The organism is Streptomyces longwoodensis (assembly GCF_001514125.1).
GTDB lineage: Bacteria > Actinomycetota > Actinomycetes > Streptomycetales > Streptomycetaceae > Streptomyces > Streptomyces longwoodensis.
Genome location: NZ_KQ948549.1, coordinates 214,294 through 232,420 on the forward strand (window position 1 = coordinate 214,294; position 18,127 = coordinate 232,420).

The following is an 18,127-nucleotide window of genomic DNA, read 5'->3' on the forward strand; positions in this document are numbered from 1 at the left end:
CCGTCCGCTTTTGTCTGATGAGTTACGTACGGATCAGAAGTGATCAGCGTGTTTTCCGTACGACTTGTCCCGCACGGTGCCCCCCACCTCGCCCTACGCCGACGTCACCACGTGCAACAGGGAGGCGTCGCGCGGCAGAGCGAGGGTGTTCCCGGCCAGCGCGGTGGCGAGGGCGGTCGCACCGTGCAGCGGGTCCCCCTCGGCCGGCACCGGGCGGGCGTGCGGCAGCCGGCGGGCCAACTCCTCGCGCACGGGCGTGAGCAGGGCCTCGCCCGTCCGGAACAGCCCGCCGGTGAGCGCCACTCGGGCCCCGTCCCCGGCCGGGCACACCGCCGCCGCCGAGTCGGCCATGTGCCGGGCCGCCGCCCGCAGGATGTCCGCGGCCACCGGGTCCGCCGCCGCGCAGTCGGCCACCCGCGGCGCGAACGACGCCAGCACCGCGGGCCGGTCCGCACGCGGGTACAGCAGCCCCGGCAACCCGGTGACCGGCCCGAACTCCTCCTCGGCACACGCCAGCAGCGCCGCCGACCCCCCGGGCCGCCCGTCGTGCGCGCGGACGGCCGCCTCGAGCCCGGCCCGGCCGATCCAGGCCCCGCCGCCGCAGTCGCCCAGCAGATGGCCCCAGCCGTCCGCCCGGCGCCAGCGGGAGAGGTCCGTGCCGAGCGCGATCAGCCCCGTGCCGGCGGCGACCACGGCCCCCGGACGCACCCCGAGGGCGCCGACGTAGGCGGTGACGGCGTCGGCGGCGAGGGCGACCTCGCGGACCCCGAACTCCCGGGCCAGCGCGCCGGGCAGCTCGGCGCGCAGCGCGTCGCCCAGCGTCCCGAAGCCGGCCGCACCCACCGCGGCCGCGGTCAGCTGGGTCACCCCGGTCCGGGCCGTCAACGACCGCACGGCCGGGACCAGTTGCTCCATCAGGTGCTCGGGTTCGATGCCCCGGGGCCCGGTGCGCACCGGCTCCTTGGTGGCCACCTCGGCCACCGCGTCCCGCGGCCCGACATCCTGCGGCCCGACATCCTGCGCGCCCGCACCCCGCGGCACGGCGCCGTGCGCCCCCGCCTCCCCCTCCACCACCCGCACCGCGACGCGCAGCCCCGAGCCGCCCGAGTCGACGGCGAGGACACCGGGCCGCCGGGGCGGGCCGCCGGTCACGGCAGGCGCCAGTCCACGGGCTGTCCGCCCTGACGGATCAGCAGGTCGTTGGCCCGGCTGAACGGACGCGAACCGAAGAAGCCGCGGTCCGCCGACATCGGCGACGGGTGCGCGGACTCCACCGAGGGCAGATCGCCCAGCAGCGGGCGGAGGTTGCGGGCGTCGCGGCCCCACAGGACGGACACCAGCGGCTTGCCGCGTGCGGCCAGCGCGCGGATCGCCTGCTCGGTGACCTCTTCCCAGCCCTTGCCGCGGTGCGCGCCCGGGCTGCGCGGCGCCGTCGTCAGCGCCCTGTTGAGCAGCAGCACGCCCTGCCGCGTCCACGGCGTCAGGTCACCGTTGGACGGCTGGGGCACCCCCAGGTCGGCGGTCAGCTCCCGGAAGATGTTGATCAGGCTGCCCGGCAGCGGCCGCACCTCCGGCGCGACCGAGAACGATAGGCCGACCGCGTGCCCCGGCGTGGGGTAGGGGTCCTGCCCGACGATGAGGACACGCACCTCGTCGAAGGGCTGCTGGAAGGCCCGCAGGACGTTCGCCCCGGCCGGCAGGTAGGACCGTCCCGCGGCGATCTCCGCGCGCAGGAAGTCGCCCATCGCGGCGATCCGTCCGGCGACGGGTTCCAGGGCCTTCGCCCAGCCCGGTTCGACGATTTCATGCAAGGGTCGTGGTGCCACGGGCGTCACCCTACTGCCGTACACGAGGTGACGATCAACCGATGGCCAAGACCCGGCCAGGACGATGTGCGCACAGACGTGCCCCCCTTGTTCCCTCTGCTGTGTCCCGCTGCGGCGTCGTGCCGCTCCGGTCTGCTCTTCTCGTGGCTGTCCGCTCAGCCCACCACGGCGGCCCGCACGCACAGGACGTCGGGCAGGTGGGACGCCAACTGCCGCCAGCTGTCACCGTCGTCGGCCGACGCGTACACCTCGCCGTTGCGGTTGCCGAAGTAGATGCCCGCCGGGTCCGCGTCGTCCGTGCACAGGGCGTCGCGCAGCACCGTGCCGTAGTGGTCCCCCTGGGGCAGGCCCTCCGCCAGCGGCTCCCACGTCCGGCCCGCGTCCGAGGTGCGGAAGACCCGGCAGCGGCGCCCGGCGGGCACGCGGTCGGCGTCGGCGTTGATCGGGAACACGTAGGCGGTGTCCCCGCGGTGCGGATGGGCGGCGACCGCGAAGCCGAAGGTGGACGGCAGGCCCTCGCCGATGTCGGTCCACTGCCCGCCCGCGTCGTCACTGCGGTAGACGCCCCAGTGGTTCTGCAGGTACAGCCGGTCCGGATTGGCCGCGTCCCGTGCGACCTTGTGCACGCACTGGCCGAACTCCGGGTTCGGGTCCGGCAGGAACACCGCGGACACCCCTGAGTTGGCCGGCGTCCAGCTGGTCCCGCCGTCCGTGGTGCGGAACACCCCCGCCGTGGACACCGCGACCGTCACCGCGCGCGGGTCGCGCCGGTCGGTGAGCACCGTGTGCAGGCCCTCACCGCCGCCGCCCGGCACCCACTTCGAGCGGGTGGGGTGCTCCCACAGCGGGCGCACCAGCTCGAAGCTCTCCCCGCGGTCCTCCGAGCGGTACAGCGCGGCGGGCTCGGTCCCCGCGTAGACCACGTCCGGCTCGGCCGCAGCCGGGTGCAGCTGCCACACCCGCTCCAGCGAGGCCCCGGTGTCCTGGGGGAACCGCACGGCCGGCTTGGACGGCTCGGTCCAGGTGCGGCCGAGGTCGTCGGAGTGGAACACCGACGGACCCCAGTGCGCGCTGTCCCCGCCGGCCAGCAGCCGCGGACGGTCGCCCCGGGTGTCGATGGCGACCGAGTAGATCGCCTGCGCGTTGAAGGCGGGCTCGTCGTCGAACTCCCACGCGTCCCCGCGCCTGCGCCCCAGGAACAGGCCCTTGCGCGTGCCCACGGCGAGCAGTACCTCGGTCATCTGCGACCACCTCCGCGACGTCTTTGTCCCAGACACCGGCCAGTCTGCACCCAGCCACTGACAGTCACCCCTCGGAAGGGCGTCACCGCAGGTCATGGCGGCGACGGCGGGGGAGCGGGAACGGTGGGCGGCCGTCGTCGGCCGTCGGCGTGCGCGAAGTGGGGGACCCGTGCGACCGTCGGGACGAGGGAGTCGTCCTGAGCAACCGGGCGGCCGCCGCCGTATGGAAGGGCGAGAGCAGGTCAGGGATGTTCGCGCGCTGACGAGGAGGAAGCCTTCGATGGCGTTCCGTGGTCGGAAGGTGTGGCTGTGGCGCTGGCGGCGCAACCCGCTCAAGCGCCGTGCCGACACGCTGGAGGCCTGGGTGCTGCTCGGTGCCTGGGCGCTCACGCTCCTCGTCGGCGTCTTCTCCGGCTGGGCGGCCGCCGGTGCCGTGGAGCACGAGCTGGCCCGGGAACGGGCCACCTGGCGTCCGCTCCAGGGGCTGCTGACCGAACAGGCCCCCGGCAAGGCGTCCGCCCAGCCCGGCGCCGCCGGTGACCGGGTGTGGGCGAAGGTCCGCTGGACCGCGCCGGACGGCTCGTCCCACACGGGCCAGGTCCGCGTGGACCCCGGCAGCCCGGCCCACAGCACGGTCACGCTGTGGACGGACCCGCGCGGCCACCTGGTCACCGAGCCCGCCGATCCGGGCCGGGCCCGGGTGCGCGCCGCCCTGGTGGGCGTGCTAGCGGGCTGCGCCTGCGCCGCCGTCCCCTTCGTCGGCGGCCGTGTCCTGCGCGGGCGGCTGGAGCGCCGCCGCGTGGACCAGTGGGACGCCGACTGGGCGCGCTTCGACCCACTGTGGGGCCGACGACAGCCCGGCTAGCCGGGACCAGGCCCCTCGCTCACGCTCCCTCCACCACCTCACGGCACAGCCGCAGCAGTTCCTCGTCGTGGGGAACGTCGTGGCTGCCGTACCCGTGCGTCCGGGCCGTGTGGCGCCGGAGCCGGGTCAGCTCCGTCGCGGCCAGGTCTCGCAGGGGGGCCGCCGCCGGCCCCAGGCCCGCCAGACAGGCGGCGACGGCCCGCCGGACGGGAGGGTGGGCCGTCCACAGCTCCCGCAGGGGCCGGGCGACCTCCTCCGTGCTGCCGCTTATGGAGCACACCGCACACGCGGCCGCCGTACGCTCCTCGGCGTCCCGCAGGTCCCGTCCGTGCTGCCCCTCCAGCGCCCCGTGCCCGTCGGCCGCGCGGCTGCGCAGCGCGGGCAGCGCCGCCCCGGCTGCCGGACCCAGCCGGGCAAGCCTGCGTGCGGCGAGGGTCCGGCGCCGCGCGTCGCCCGCCGCCAGGTCCCCCCGCAGCACGGGCAGGACGGCCGGGGCGTCCCGCTCGACGGCCCACAGCGCTGCTGCCGCCGCACCCGCGTGCTCCCCGCGCAGCGCCGCCCGCAGGGCGGGGGAGGCCTCATGAGCGGGCGGCCCGATGCGCTCCAGCGCCTCCAGCGCCTCCAGCGCGACCCGCGTCAGCCGGCCACCCGGGTCCGCGCCCCGGCCCTCCACCAGCCGCACCAGCTCCGGCACCGCCTCCGCCGCGCGCAGCGCCCCGAGTGCCCGGACCAGGGGAGCGGCGCGCTCCACCGCGCCCGGCCGGTCGAGCGGGACCCGGCCGAGCGCGTGCCGTAACGCCGGGACCAGCGGAGCCCCGGCCCCGCCGAGGCACAGCACGGCCGAGCCCACGTCACGCGGCGGCTCCGGGAGCGCCAGGACCTCCGCGAGCACCGGCACCGCCCGGGCGTCCCCGGTGCGGGCCAGCGCGTCCAGGGGAGCGCCCAGCACCGGACCGGGACCGCGCCAGTGCTGCACCCAGAGATCGGGGCGGGCGCCCACGAGCGCGTGCAGGTGGTCGGCGGCCGGAGCGGCCAGGGCGAACAGGGTGCGCAGCACGGAGACGGCGGCGTCACGCAACCGGCCCTCGTCGCCGACGAGTTGCTCCCCGACGAGCCTCACGGTGGCCGTGTGGTCCCCGCGCCACCCGCGGACCAGTGCCGCCGCCAGCCACACGGCGTTGCACCGGTCGGTCGGGTCGGGACAGGCCAACTGGCCCTCCAGCAGGGCGGTCCGCTCGGTCAGCCGGTCGTCGAGCGCCGTGTGCAGCGTGCGCAGCAGCCGGGCGCCCTCCTCGTCCGAGGGGTGCGCACCGTGCAGCCGGTCCACCAGCGAGTCACCGCCCGGCCGAGCGGGCGCGTGGGGCACCCGCGCGCGCTGCCCGGACCGCTCCCGCAGCAGCCGCAAGGCCGTCGCGACCAGGTCCGGGGGCACGCGCTCGGGTGCGCAGCCGGTCAGCTGGGCGAGCGCGGCGAGGCGCGGCGCGGGCCCGTAGGGCGGGGCGCTCTGGGCCGCGAGCAGGTCCAAGGCCTCCCCGGCCACCGCGGGATGACGCCGGACGACGAGGCCCAGGGCCTCGATGAGGCCGATCAGGACACCGTCCTCGCGCTCGGCCGTGAGGCGCTCCCGCACCACCGCCAGGGCCCGCGCCGGGTCGTCGAGGAAACGCACCACCGCGCCGGCCGCCGCCCGGCGCACGCCCGCTTCCGGGTCGGCGGCGAGCCGTACGAAGACCTCGGCGCCCGCGCGGACCGCCCCGGCTCCGTCGCCGCGGCCGTCGGCCCGGTCGCCGTCGCCGATGCTCACCAGCAGCTCCACGAGACAGGCCCGCTCCGGCACCCCTTCGTGTGCGGCGAGCCGAAGCAGGAACGGCACGCACGCGAGGGTCGCGTCGTACACCCGGCCCTGGTGGTGCAGTGAGCCGTACAGCTCGTCGAGCGCCGTGCCGCGCTCGGCGGGGTCAGCGGAGGTCAGCCCCCTGAGCAGTCCGGGCACGTCCTCCGCGCTGCCGTACGCGTGCCGCAGCGAGGCCCAGTCGACCTCGTGGATCCCCGTGAACACGTTGTCCTCCCCCGGACGAAGTGTCAGACGCGCCGGCGGTCGTACCGGCTGATCACGAGTCTGCACCACGTCACTGACAACGAACCGGAATCGAGCGGTGACTCACAGAAACCTCCGGGCGGGCGGCCGTTCAGTCCGCGGCGGGCAACGCCCTCCCCAGCACCGCGTCCACGTCGGCGCCGTCGGGCAGCGTGCCGAAGGAGTGGCCCCAGTCGCCGCCCAGCCGGGTGGCGCAGAACGCGTCGGCCACCGCCGGCGGGGCGTGCCGGACCAGCAGGGACGCCTGGAGCGTCAGCGCCATGAGCTCCACCAGGCGGCGCGCGCCGGACGGTGTCGCCGTGGCCAGGGTGTCCTTCAGGCGGGTGACGGCGGCGTCCAGGCGGGCGTCCGCCCCGCGCGCGGGGGCGAGTTCGGCGAACAGGGCGTCGACCGTCGCCGGGTCGCGGCCCAGCGCCCGCAGGACGTCGAGGGCGTTGACGTTGCCGGAGCCCTCCCAGATCGACAGCAGGGGGGCCTCGCGGTAGTGGCGGGGCATGCCGGAGTCCTCGACGTAGCCGTTGCCGCCCAGGCACTCCAGGGCCTCCGCGGTGAAGGCCGGACCGCGCTTGGTCACCCAGTACTTGCCGACGGCCGTGGCCAGGCGGCGGAAGGCCCGCTCGCCCTCGTCCCCGCGCACCGCGCGGTCGGCGGCCCCGGCCAGCCGCAGCGCGAGGGTCGTGGCGGCCTCGGACTCCAGCGCCAGGTCGGCCAGGACGTTGCGCATCAACGGCTGGTCGACCAGCCGTGCCCCGAAGGCGCTGCGGTGCCGCACGTGGTGACCGGCCTCCACCAGGGTCTTGCGCATCAGCGTCGCGGACGACATCACGCAGTCCAGACGCGTGCAGTTGACCATCTCGATGATCGTCTTCACGCCCTGCCCCTCGGGCCCCACCAGCCACGCCACGGTCCCGTCGAACTCGGGCTCGGAGGACGCGTTGGAGTGGTTGCCGAGCTTGTCCTTCAGGCGCTGGATGCGGAACGCGTTGCGGGTGCCGTCCGGCAGCACCCGTGGCACCAGGAAGCAGGACAGGCCCCCGGGTGCCTGGGCGAGCACCAGGAAGACGTCGCACATCGGCGCCGAGGTGAACCACTTGTGCCCGCGCAGGGTGTACACGCCGGCCTCGGCGGTCGGGGCGGCGGTCGTGGTGTTGGTGCGCACGTCGGAGCCGCCCTGCTTCTCCGTCATCCCCATCCCGGCGAGCAGCCCGCGCTTGTCGGCGGGCACCCGCAGCCCCGGGTCGTACGCGCGCGAGGTCAGCAAGGGCTCGTAGACCTTGGCTAGGTCGGGCTGCCGGCGCAGGGCGGGGACCGCCGCGTACGTCATCGACGTCGGACACCCGTGCCCGGCCTCCGTGTGCCCCCACACCAGGCCGCCCGCGGTCCGGGCGACGTGGGCGCCGGGCCGCGCGTCCGCCCAGGGCGCCCCCGCGAGGCCTTCCTCCACCGCGACCCGCATCAGCTCGTGCCAGCTCGGGTGGAAGTCGACCTCGTCCACACGGTGGCCGTACCGGTCGTGCGTGCGCAGCCCGGGCGCGTGCCGGTTGGCCAGCTCCCCCCACTCCTGCGCCTCGGCGCTCCCGGCCCGGCGGCCCAGCCGGCGGATCCCCTCCTCGGCCCAGCCCGCGCCCTCCCGGCGCAGGCCCTCCAGCAGGGCGGCGTCCTCGGAGGCGTCGTAAGGCGCGAGGGGCGGCGGCTGGTTGCTGACGACGTGGGTGGCGTACGGCTGCGGCAGCGCGGGTGTCTGGACCATGCGGCCATGTTGCACCTTTGCTGCGGGCGCAGCAATACTGCAATACGACGCGCCGCACGTAAGGTACCTGGCCATGCGGAGGAACGTGGCGGAGGACGCCGACGACGCCGGTCTGCGGCCCCTGTCGGCGCGGTCGGTGGTGCTCAGCCTGCTGCTCGGCGCCGACCCGCCCGAGCTGCCCGTGAAGGACCTCGTGCGCCTGGTGGAGCCGTTCGGCATCGGCGGATCCACCCTGCGGGCCGCGCTGAGCCGCATGGTGGCCGCCGGTGACCTCCGGCGCGCGGACGGCGTCCACCGCCTGAGCGACCGGTTGCTGGAGCGCAGGCGCCGCCAGGACGAGGCCGTGCACCCCCGCACGCGCGCGTGGCACGGCGACTGGGAGACCGTCGTGATCACCGCGACCGGCCGCGGCCCCGCCGAACGCGCCGACCTGCGCGCCCGGCTGGCCGACCTGCGCCTGGCCGAGCTCCGCGAGGGGGTGTGGCTGCGCCCCGCCAACCTCGACCGCCGGCTCCCCGCGGTGCTCCCCGCCACGCTCGCGGACGCCGTACGGTCCTTCACCGCGCGGCCCGAGGAGCCCGCCCGGGAACTCGCGGCCGCTCTCTGGCCGTTGGGGGAGTGGGCCGCCACCGCCCGGACCCTCCTCGGTCGTGCCGCCCGCGCCGGGGACCCCGCCGACCGCTTCACCACCTACGCCGCCGTGGTGCGGCACCTGCTCGCCGATCCCGTCCTGCCCGTCGCGCTGCTGCCCGCCGACTGGCCCGGAGCCCCGCTGCGCGCCGCCTACGACGGTTACCGCCGGGAGCTGACCGACTCGGTGCGGGGCGTGTCGGCCGCACGCACCCCATGACCGCCCGCCCGCCCGAACTCCCCGCGCGCGGGGAGCCCATCCCTGGAGCGGGGACGTCAGCGCGCTGCGCAGGACATGGAGGGGCCGCCGGCCCGCGGCGGACGGGTCGGCGGCCCTCGCCCCGTGGGGCGGACGACCTGGGCGGTCTACTTGTAGGTGATGTCCGACGAGGAGTACTTGCAGTAGGTCCCGTCCGGGCCGGAGCCGTTGGTCGTCGGCTCCTTGCCCGTGTTGTTGCCGATGTACTTCTGGCACGGGACGATCTTCTTGCTGCTGTCCCCGACGATCGTCACGGCCTTCAGGGTCGCGCTGTCGCCGTAGTTGGTGTTGATGCCGACGAGCTTGTTGCCCTTGTAGGTCGCCTCGATCGTGTTGAGGTTGATCGTCCGCTTGTACTGCGTCCTGCAGTTGCCGCAGGAGCGGACGAACGTGCCGAAGTTCTTCACGGCGAAGTTCGACACGTTGAGCGTGCCGGCGCCGTTGAACTGGAAGACCTTGTCACTGGCCTCCTTGGCGCCGCCGCCGGAGACGGTGTACACGTTCGACGACGAGGAGCCGAGGAAGGTCGCCGCGTCCTCGCCGACGTCCTCCCACCAGACGTTCTGGAGCGTGCAGCTGCCCAGGCAGTGGATGCCGTCGGCGGCGGGGGAGCCGATGATGACGTTCTTCACGACGCTGCCGGGGGCCAGCTCCAGGATCGGGCCCTGGTCCTCGTCCTGGCTGCCGGAACCGAGGTCGCCGCTGCCGTAGAGGCGCTTCATCCCGTAGTCCTTGGTGCCGGACACGGAGATGGTCGAGGAGACCGCCTGGCTGCCGTTGGCGGTCGGCCAGGTCGCCGCGCTCGCCGGGGTGAGCCCGCCGCTTGCCATAATCATGCCAAGCGAGAGTCCGAGGGTGGCGAGGGCGCCGGTCAGGGCGCGTCCCCGCGGAAGTACCGCTGAGCGCATGGGGTGTCGCCTTTCGTGTGGGGGAGTGGGGTGGGTGGGGGTCAGATCTTCCCGGCGCCCGCGCCGGCCGTCACCGAGGCGACCACCGACGAGGCGGGCTCGGCGGTGTAGGCGTACGGCGCCTTGGTGAACGTGCCGACCCGGGAGATCTCGGTCGCGGCTCCGCCGAGGTCGTTGCCGGTCAGGTTGGCGTAGCCGTCCTCGTCGCTGTCGCGGCTCGTGGTGACCGCGACCGTCGTCGAGCGGAACACGTTGTTCTCGACGAGCATCTGCGCGCCCATCCGCGAGTGCACGGCCGTCTCGGCGCCCACGACGTAGTTGTCGTAGAAGTGCCCGGTCCCGAACCGCAGGCTGGGGATGCGGGAGTTGACGTTGTCGAACCAGTTGTGGTGGTACGTCACCCGCAGGTGCCCGGTGTCCTCGCTCGCGTTGCTGTCGCTGTGGCCGACGAGCGAGCCCTTGTAGTGGTCCTTGAAGGTGTTCCAGGAGACGGTCACGTAGTCCGACCCGTGGGTGACGTCCAGCAGGCCGTCGTAGTAGTCCTTGCCGTGGGTGCGGTCCGAGGACAGGGAGTTGTGGTCGATCCACACCTTCGTCGACGCCTGCACGGTGATCGCGTCCGTCGAGACGGGCTTGCTCAGGTTGAGGTTGCGCAGGACGACGTTGGACACCTTCTTCAGCCGCAGACCGCCGCCGGTGAACCCGGACGACGAACCGACGCCCAGGACGGTGGTGTTGGAGCCGACGTCCACCTGACCGCTCAGCGGGATCAGCCCGTTGACCTTCACGACCTTCGCGGCGCTGCCGGACACGGCGGTCTTGAAGGCGTCCAGCGTCGACACGGTCACCGCGGAGGCGCTGCCGCCGCCGGTCGTTCCCGCGCCGAACCCGACGGGTGCCGAGTCGGCCGCGGCGGCCGGCTGGGGCAGGGCGACGACGACGGCCGCCGCGAGCGCCGCCGCGACGGCGGTCAGGCCGGTCGTGGCCTTGCGGGCGGAACGGTGCGCCTGGGTGCGTGGGGGGCGAGTGCGCATGGGGGTGCGTCCCTTCGTGAGCCTGTTGGGTTGCGTACCTGAACGAAGGCTGTACTCATGAACCGCCTTCGCGCACGACGTGACCTTATGGGGTTCGGGCGGAGCGGCTCGGTCACATCGCTGAACGGACCGTAGGCGGCAAGCGCTTTCTAGTCAACGCCTCGCACACCCCGCTTCCCTTAGCCCCAGGTGGGGAGAGAGGGCTTTCCGGCCAGGAGCGTGGGAGCGCTTCCACGGGCGCCGTGTGCATGCCACCATGCGAGGCGACCCCAGCCCGGACGCCCGCCCGAGAGGGACCCCCCATGTCCGACATCCCCGTGATCGCAGCGGCCCGCACCGCTCCCCCTGGCCCGCCGCGTCCCCGCGGCACCCTGCGCTCCGTCCTCGCCGCCCTGCTCCTGCTGTGCGCGGCGGTGCTCGGCGCCGCCGCGCCCGCCAGCTCCGCCCCCACCGGTGACCGGGCCGCCGCGGCCGTCCCGGCGGCCACCCTCACCGAGGTCACCGGCTTCGGCGCCAACCCCAGCAACCTGCGCATGTACGTGTACGTCCCGGCGAGCGTCACCGCTCACCCTGCGGTCCTCGTCGCCGTCCACTGGTGCACCGGCTCCGGCCCGGACATGTACAACGGCACCGAATACGCCTCGCTCGCCGACCGGCTCGGCTTCGTCGTGGTGTACCCGTCGGTCACCCGTGCCAGCAAGTGCTTCGACGTCTCCTCGCCGCAGGCCCTCCACCGCGACGGCGGCAGCGATCCCGTCGGCATCCGCTCCATGGTCGACTGGGTCACCCGCACCTACGCCGCCGACACCTCCCGCGTCTTCGCCACCGGCAACTCCTCCGGCGCGATGATGACCAACGTCCTGCTCGGCGACTACCCGGACGTGTTCGCCGCCGGCGCCGCGTTCGCCGGCGTCCCCTTCGGCTGCTTCGCCACCACCGACGGCTCCGAGTGGAACAGCGCCTGCTCCGGCGGCACGATCAACCGCACGCCCCGCGAGTGGGGCGACCTCGTCCGCGCCGCCTACCCCGGCTACACCGGCCCCCGGCCGCGCATGCAGCTCTGGCACGGCACCGAGGACGACACGCTGCGCTACCCGAACTTCGGCGAGGAGATCGACCAGTGGACCGACGTGCAGGGCGTCAGCCGGACGCCCGCGGCCACCGACACGCCGGCCAGCGGGTGGACCCGCACCCGCTACGGCGGCACCGGTGACCGCGCCCCCGTCGAGGCCATCAGCCTCCAGGGGGTCGGACACGGCGCCTATGCCCGGGGCATGGGCGCCCGGGCGCTGACCTTCTTCGGGCTGGACGGCTCCGGCACCACGCCCCCGCCGCCCGCCCCCGGCGCCTGCGCGGTCAAGTCCGCGGTCAGCGCGTGGAACACGGGCCTGACCAACTCCGTCACCGTCACCAACACCGGCACCGCGGCCATCAACGGCTGGCAGCTCGCCTTCACCCTGCCCGTGGGACAGACGATCACCAACGGATGGGGCGCCACCTACGCGCCGGCCACCGGAGCCGTCACGGCCACGAACGTGTCGTACGACGGCACGATCGCGCCGGGCGCGAGCGTCACCATCGGCTACCAGGCGGGCCACTCCGGCAACAGCGCGGCACCCGCGGCCTTCACCCTCAACGGCAAGGCCTGCACGGCCGGGTGACGGACGCGGGCCGACGGCGGCCCGGCACCCCTGCCGGTGCCCGACGTCACGACGGTGCCCGGGGGTCAGGTCCCCGGGCACCGTCGCGCGACAGCGGCCGGCCGCTGCGGCCGGGCGGGTCGGGTCAGTAGGGCAGGAGACGGCCCGACGGCGTCCGGCGGTCGATCTCCGCCTCGCGGGACGTCGGACGGGGGCGGTGCGTCACGCGGATACGGGTCTGGCGGTTCATGGCGCCCTCCTCACGTCCGATGCGCCCAGCCTCGTCGAGGACGGCGCCCGGCACATCGTGCCCGGGGAGTCGATCTACCCCCTCCAGGGGGTGGAGATGCGGCGCGCGCCGTACTTCTCGGGAAGGACACGGAACGTTCCCGGACGAATACGGATCTTCCGCTCATCGACCCCACGGACAAGTCGGACCAAACGGACAGCGCGACCGCGTGATGAACGGCGCGTCGAGGGCACCCGGAGAGGCCGACGGCGAACTCTCGCGAGGTGAGGGCCATGACCGTGCAGCAGTCGTCCACGTCGGCGCTCCCGGGGCCGGTGCGCACCGCGGCGTCGACGCTGGGGAAGGTGCCGGGTGCGGGTCTGGTGGGCCGGGCGGCCGGCGGCGCGTGGCACAGGGCCGGTGCCCTGTCCCCGCGCGGACGGCGCATGGCGGTGTACGCCGGCGCCGGGGTGCTCGGTGTCGCCGGGGTCGTGGAGTGGCCGGTCGCGGTCACCGGTGCCGCAGTGGCCTGGCTGACCCGGCCCCGGCCGGAGGAGCGGCGGGACGCCGGCCCGCAGGGGGAGGGCGCGGCGCACGGCGTCGCCGGGAGCGCGGCGAAGGCGTCGACCACCGGGCACGGGGCGCGGACCGGACAGCGCAAGGGCTCGGCGACCTGGACCACGCGGGCGGCCGGTTCCGCGCGGGGAGCTGCCGATGCAGGACCGGCGACCGGCGCGGGAGGGAAAACCGGTACGGCCCAGGACACGGACACCGGCCCCGAGGCCCCCACGGCCGCCCGGAGCAAGGGCACCGGCACCGAAGCCGGCGCGGCGACGAACACGGACACCGGCGCAGCCGGCGCGGCGAAGGACAAGGACACCGGCCCCGCGGCCGGCGGCGGGGCGGCCACCGGTACGACCGGTGGGCGCGGCACCCCGCAGGACACCCCGGCCGCCGGAGCCCGCGACGGGACGGCGGCCCCCACGGACGGGTCCGGTTCGGCCGGCAGCGGGAAGTGAGGGACGGCGATGGCGCTGGGAGTGTGGAAGGTCCCGGCCGCGGTGGCCGCCGGGGTGCTGCCGGGAGGTCCGCTGCTGGAGCGGGGCGGTTCGCCCGTCGCCGACCTGGCCGCGGGCGCCGTGGGCGTCGCCGCGGGCGCGGCGGCCGGAGCCGTACGGGCCGGCGTGCGCGGCGTGGACACCGCGGCCCGGGTGGGCCGGGTGACCCGCCACGCGGTGACGGGCGCCCGCGGCGCCTGGCGGTCCGGTCGCCGGGCGCACCTCGCGCTGCGGCCCACCTCGGGCGAGAAGGTCGACCGGCTGGGCGGCCTGGAGCAGGCGGCGCGCCGGGTGGCGCGCCTCCTGGCCGAGCGGCCGGACGTCGCCTACGCCTACTGGGACGGCGGACTGGGCCGGCTGGTGCTGGCCGCGACCGAGGACGCCGTCTCCGACCGGGTGCTCGACCGGGCGGCCGAACTGGCCGAACGGCACGGCCTCGGCCCGAGCGACGACCCGGTGGAGGAGTTCCCCCACCCCGGCGACCCGGCCGGGGTGCGCAACGCCACGGCCGCCCTGCTGATCGACCTGGCGGGCACCGCGGCCGGGCTGACCGCGTACACGCTGCGCCTGCCGCCCTCGCCGCGCCTGGTCACCGCCGCGGTGACGCTGCTGCGCGAGAACCCCCGCTTCCGCGGGCTTGTGGGCCGGCGCGTCGGCCGGTCCCGCATGGACCTGCTGCTCGCCGCGGCCAACGCCACCGCGCACGCGGCGGGCCAGACGCCGACGGCCCTGGTCCTGGACGGCGCGTTGCGGGGCCTGCAGCTCACCGAGACCGTCACGCGCGCCACCGCCTTCGACGCGGCCCACGACCGGCTGTGCGCGCCGGACCGCGTCCGCGCCTCCGCCGCGACCGTGCCCCGGCCGCCGCTGCGCCCGTCCCCGGCCTCGGAGTACGCCGCCAACGCGGGCACCGGCAGCGTGCTGGGTGCCGCCGCGACGCTGCTGATCAAGCACGACGCGAACGAGGCGGCCGAGGCCGTGCTCGCCGGTTCGCCCAAGGCGGCCCGCTACGGCCCGGCGGCGTTCAACGCCGTCCTGTGCTGTGCGCTGGCGCGCTCGGGCGTGGTGGTGCGCGACAGCGAGCGGCTGCGCCAGCTGGAGACGGTGGAGTCGGTGCTGCTGCATCCCAGTGCGCTGCGCGCGCCGGGCGGCGGTGTCGACGCCTGGGCCGAGGCCGTGCTCGACGCGGCGCGCGGCGCAGGGCTGCGGGTGGTGATGGTGGAGGACCCGGCCCTAGCGGACTTCACCGTCCTCGCGGACCACGTGGTGCCGGCGGACCGGCCCCTGACCGAGGCGGTCACCTCCTTGCGCCGTCGCGGCGGGGTCCTCACCGTGGCCCGCCACCTCCCGGCGCCCGCGGACGACGACGCGCCGCCCGACCCGGGCGCGGCACACGGACCGAGCGAGGCGTACGACTCCAGCGCGGCAGGGGAGGCGAGCGAAGCGCACGACGCCGGCGCGGCAGGGGAAGCGAGCGAGGCGCGCGACCCCGACAGCCCTCCACGCCCCGACCGAGGAACTCCGCACGCGACCGCCCCCCAGCCACCCGGGGACGACGGCCCCGCCCACGCCGCCGGTGGCGCGACGGCCGCCCCGGACGACGTCCTGGCCGGCCTGCTGGCCGGTGACGTGGCCGTGGCGACGGCGAACGGCGACGACGCCGCCGTCGCCTGGGCCGCCGACGTGATCGCGCCCGGCGGCCTCCCGGACGTCTGGCGGCTGCTGCGGGCCGTACCGGCCGCGAAGGCCGTGAGCGGCCGGGCCCAGACCCTGGCCAAGTCGGGCGCCGCCCTGTCGGGGCTGCTGGTGGCCGTGGGCGATGCAGGCCGCGGCGGACGCCGTACCCCGCTGCCCGGTCTGCGTCACGCGCCCGTGGACGTGGCCGCCGCGGCTGCCCTGCTGGGCGGTGCGCGCAGTGCCCTCGGCGTGGCGCTGGCCCGTTCCCCGCACCCCCGGGAGCGCGTCGCCTGGCACGCCCTGCACCCCGACGACGTACGGGACCGCCTGGCGCGGCGTCCGCAGGAGCAGCCCGGGCTGTCGGAGCAGGCGGCCGACCGGGTCCAGGCCGCCGCCGGGCGCGCCGGACGCGTCCCCGCGCTGAAGCCGCTGGGCTGGGCGTTCCAGCTGGCCCGGGCGGTGCGCCACGAGCTGGACGATCCGCTCACGCCGGTGCTGGCGGTGGGCTCCGCCGCCGAGGCCGTCCTCGGCTCGGCCGCGGACGCCCTGCTGGTCCTGGGCGCGCTCGATCTGAACGCCCTGGTGGGCGGCGTCCAGCGGCTGCGGGCCGAGCGCGCGGTGGCCGCGCTGATCAAGGAGCACCGGCAGAAGGCCCGTATCACCGCCGAGGACGCCGGGGACGACGCCCCGCGCACCGTCGACGCCGCCAAGCTGCACCCGGGCGACGTGATCGAGCTCCAGGCGGACGACGTGGTGCCCGCCGACGCGCGCCTGCTGTGGGCGGACGGGCTGGAGGTCGACGAGTCGGCGCTGACCGGCGAGTCGCTGCCCGTGGACAAGCAGACCGAGCCGACACCGCGCGCCTCGGTGGCCGACCGCCGCTGCATGGTGTTCGAGGGCACCACCGTGGTGGCGGGCCACGCGCGCGCGGTGGTCGTGGAGACCGGTGACCGCACCGAGGCGTCGCGCGCCGTCCACCTGGCCGCGCGCACGCCCCCGGCCGCCGGTGTCCAGGCCCGGCTGCAGGAACTCACCCGCAAGGCCCTGCCGTTGACCCTCGCCGGGGGTGCCGCGGTGACCGGTCTGTCGCTGCTGCGGGGCACCGCGCTGCGCGACGCGGTGAGCGGCGGTGTCGCGGTGGCCGTGGCCGCGGTGCCCGAGGGGCTGCCGCTGGTGGCGACGGTCGCCCAGCTCGCGGCGGCCCGCAGGCTCAGCCGGCGCGGGGTGCTCGTGCGCGCGCCGCGCACCCTGGAGGCGCTGGGCCGCATGGACACCGTGTGCTTCGACAAGACCGGCACCCTCACCGAGAACCGGCTCCGGCTGGTGAGGGTCACCGAGGCCGACGGCACGGTCCACGGCCGGGACGAGGCGGCGGACAGCCACACCCTCACCGTCGCCGCGCGGGCCTGCCCGCGGACCAACGGCGGCTCCGACCGCCCGGTGCACGCCACCGACGAGGCGGTGCTGGAGGCGGCCGGGGCCGACCCGGAGTGGACCCAGACGGAGGACCTGCCCTTCGAGGCGGCCCGGGGCTACGCGGCGGCCGTGGGCCACGCCGCCGACGGCGCGCGCACCCTGGTGGTCAAGGGCGCCCCGGAGAACGTCCTGCCCGCCTGCACGGCCGGCGCCGACGAGGCGGACGACACCGCGCACCGGCTGGCCGGGAACGGGCTGCGGGTGCTGGCGGTCGCCGAACGCCGCCTGCGCGACGGCGAGACGGACGCCGACGCACTCGAAGGGCCGCTGGGCGAGCTGGAGTTCACCGGACTGGTGGCGCTCGCCGACGTGGCCCGCGAGACCTCCCCGGAACTGGTGCGGTCCCTCGAAGGGGCGGGCGTACGGCCGGTGATGCTCACCGGCGACCACCCGCAGACCGCGCGGGCGATCGCCGTGGAGCTCGGCTGGCCCGAGGACACCGTCGTGGTCACCGGCGACGAGCTGGCGTCGGCCGACCGTTCGGAACGCGCGGGCAAACTGCGCGACGCCGGGGTGGTCGCCCGGGTCGCGCCGGAGCAGAAGCTCCAGGTGGTCGAGGCCCTGCGGGACGCCGGCCGGGTGGTCGGCATGGTCGGCGACGGCGCCAACGACGCCGCCGCGATCCGGGCCGCTGACGTCGGCGTCGGCCTCAACGCGCGCGGCTCGGCCGCCGCCCGCAACGCCGCCGACATCGTCCTGACCGACGACGACATGCGGGTGCTCATCGAGGCCGTCCACGAGGGCCGCGCCCTGTGGCACAGCGTCGCCGACGCCATCGCCATCCTGATCGGCGGCAACGCGGGCGAGGTGGGCTTCGGCATCGTCGGCACCCTGCTGGGACGCCGGGCGCCGCTGTCCACGCGGCAGATGCTGCTGGTGAACCTGTTCACGGACCTGTTCCCGGCGATGGCCGTGGCGGTCACCCCGGTGCCGCGGGCGACCGAGGACACGGACGGACCGCTCGGCACCGCGCTGCTGGGGGCGCCGCTGATCGACCAGATCCGGCACCGCGCGCTGACGACCTGTCTGGGAGCGGTGGCCGCCTGGCTGTTCGGGCGCTTCACGCCGGGTACGCAGCGCCGGTCGACCACGATGGCGCTGTGCGCGGTGGTCGGCACCCAGCTGGCGCAGACCCTGGCCGACCGCCGCGAGAGCGGACTGGTGCGGGCGACCGTGCTGGGCTCGGCCGTCGCCCTGGTGCTGCTGGTGCAGACGCCCGGCGCGAGCCGCCTCTTCGGCTGCACCCCGCTGGGGCCGGTCGCGTGGGCCGGCGTGTGCGGTTCCATCGTCCTCGCCCTGGCGGGCCAGCGGGCCCTGCCCCGCTTGGAGGAGGCGGTGCTGCGGCTCAAGCGGTGAGGGGCGGACGAAGGCCGGTGTCAGGGCCGGGAGCCGTACGGGTTCGGCGTCAGGGCCAGGAGCCGTACGGGTTCGGCGGC

At 75.8% G+C, this 18,127-nt stretch carries 12 protein-coding genes; 5 read left to right on the top strand and 7 right to left on the bottom strand.

Features of this window, described 5'->3' with window-relative positions; translation table 11 throughout:
* Positions 1-93: 93 nt before the first annotated feature.
* The 3 genes from AQJ30_RS01000 to AQJ30_RS01010 form a co-directional block, all read right to left on the bottom strand.
* Positions 94-1,152, bottom strand: a complete 1,059-nt coding sequence (locus AQJ30_RS01000; RefSeq protein WP_079083700.1) for an N-acetylglucosamine kinase — start codon at positions 1,150-1,152, stop codon at positions 94-96.
* Entirely contained in the window at positions 1,149-1,826 is a 678-nt protein-coding gene (locus AQJ30_RS01005; RefSeq protein ID WP_067227687.1) for a uracil-DNA glycosylase, read from the bottom strand. Before AQJ30_RS01005 ends, AQJ30_RS01000 begins: the two co-directional genes overlap by 4 nt.
* A gap of 155 nt (positions 1,827-1,981) precedes the next feature.
* Entirely contained in the window at positions 1,982-3,067 is a 1,086-nt protein-coding gene (locus tag AQJ30_RS01010; RefSeq protein WP_067227689.1) for a WD40/YVTN/BNR-like repeat-containing protein, read from the bottom strand.
* A gap of 280 nt (positions 3,068-3,347) precedes the next feature.
* Between AQJ30_RS01010 and AQJ30_RS01015 the strand changes: the two genes are divergently transcribed.
* Positions 3,348-3,932 carry an Rv1733c family protein gene (locus tag AQJ30_RS01015; protein ID WP_067227691.1) on the top strand — a complete coding sequence of 195 codons (585 nt, stop codon included), beginning with the start codon at positions 3,348-3,350 and terminating at the stop codon, positions 3,930-3,932.
* Between the two features lie 19 nt (positions 3,933-3,951).
* On the opposite strand, the gene AQJ30_RS01020 is transcribed toward AQJ30_RS01015, so the two are convergent.
* Together AQJ30_RS01020 and AQJ30_RS01025 are read right to left on the bottom strand one after the other, a co-directional pair.
* A complete protein-coding gene (locus tag AQJ30_RS01020) occupies positions 3,952-5,991 on the bottom strand; it encodes a PBS lyase (RefSeq protein ID WP_067227692.1) in 2,040 nt (679 codons plus the stop codon).
* Between the two features lie 130 nt (positions 5,992-6,121).
* The gene (locus AQJ30_RS01025; protein WP_067227694.1) at positions 6,122-7,780 is read right to left on the bottom strand and encodes an acyl-CoA dehydrogenase family protein; all 1,659 of its coding nucleotides are present in this window, start codon (positions 7,778-7,780) and stop codon (positions 6,122-6,124) included.
* Between the two features lie 73 nt (positions 7,781-7,853).
* Between AQJ30_RS01025 and AQJ30_RS01030 the strand changes: the two genes are divergently transcribed.
* On the top strand, positions 7,854-8,630 hold the full coding sequence (locus AQJ30_RS01030; RefSeq protein ID WP_067227695.1) for a PaaX family transcriptional regulator C-terminal domain-containing protein: 777 nt from the start codon (positions 7,854-7,856) through the stop codon (positions 8,628-8,630).
* Between the two features lie 146 nt (positions 8,631-8,776).
* Here AQJ30_RS01030 and AQJ30_RS01035 read toward each other — a convergent pair whose 3' ends face one another.
* Together AQJ30_RS01035 and AQJ30_RS01040 are read right to left on the bottom strand one after the other, a co-directional pair.
* Positions 8,777-9,577 (bottom strand): pectate lyase, encoded by an 801-nt coding sequence (locus tag AQJ30_RS01035; RefSeq protein WP_067227697.1) that lies wholly within the window; start codon positions 9,575-9,577, stop codon positions 8,777-8,779.
* A 41-nt stretch (positions 9,578-9,618) separates the two neighbouring features.
* The gene (locus tag AQJ30_RS01040; protein WP_067227699.1) at positions 9,619-10,611 is read right to left on the bottom strand and encodes a pectate lyase family protein; all 993 of its coding nucleotides are present in this window, start codon (positions 10,609-10,611) and stop codon (positions 9,619-9,621) included.
* A gap of 302 nt (positions 10,612-10,913) precedes the next feature.
* Between AQJ30_RS01040 and AQJ30_RS01045 the strand changes: the two genes are divergently transcribed.
* From AQJ30_RS01045 to AQJ30_RS01055, 3 genes are all read left to right on the top strand, one after another.
* Positions 10,914-12,272, top strand: coding sequence for an extracellular catalytic domain type 1 short-chain-length polyhydroxyalkanoate depolymerase (locus tag AQJ30_RS01045; RefSeq protein WP_067227700.1), 1,359 nt, complete (start codon positions 10,914-10,916; stop codon positions 12,270-12,272).
* Positions 12,273-12,773: 501 nt separating this feature from the next.
* Positions 12,774-13,499 (top strand): hypothetical protein, encoded by a 726-nt coding sequence (locus AQJ30_RS39920; RefSeq protein WP_342671609.1) that lies wholly within the window; start codon positions 12,774-12,776, stop codon positions 13,497-13,499.
* Positions 13,500-13,508: 9 nt separating this feature from the next.
* Positions 13,509-18,047, top strand: coding sequence for a cation-translocating P-type ATPase (locus AQJ30_RS01055; RefSeq protein ID WP_245726762.1), 4,539 nt, complete (start codon positions 13,509-13,511; stop codon positions 18,045-18,047).
* Positions 18,048-18,127 lie beyond the last annotated feature (80 nt).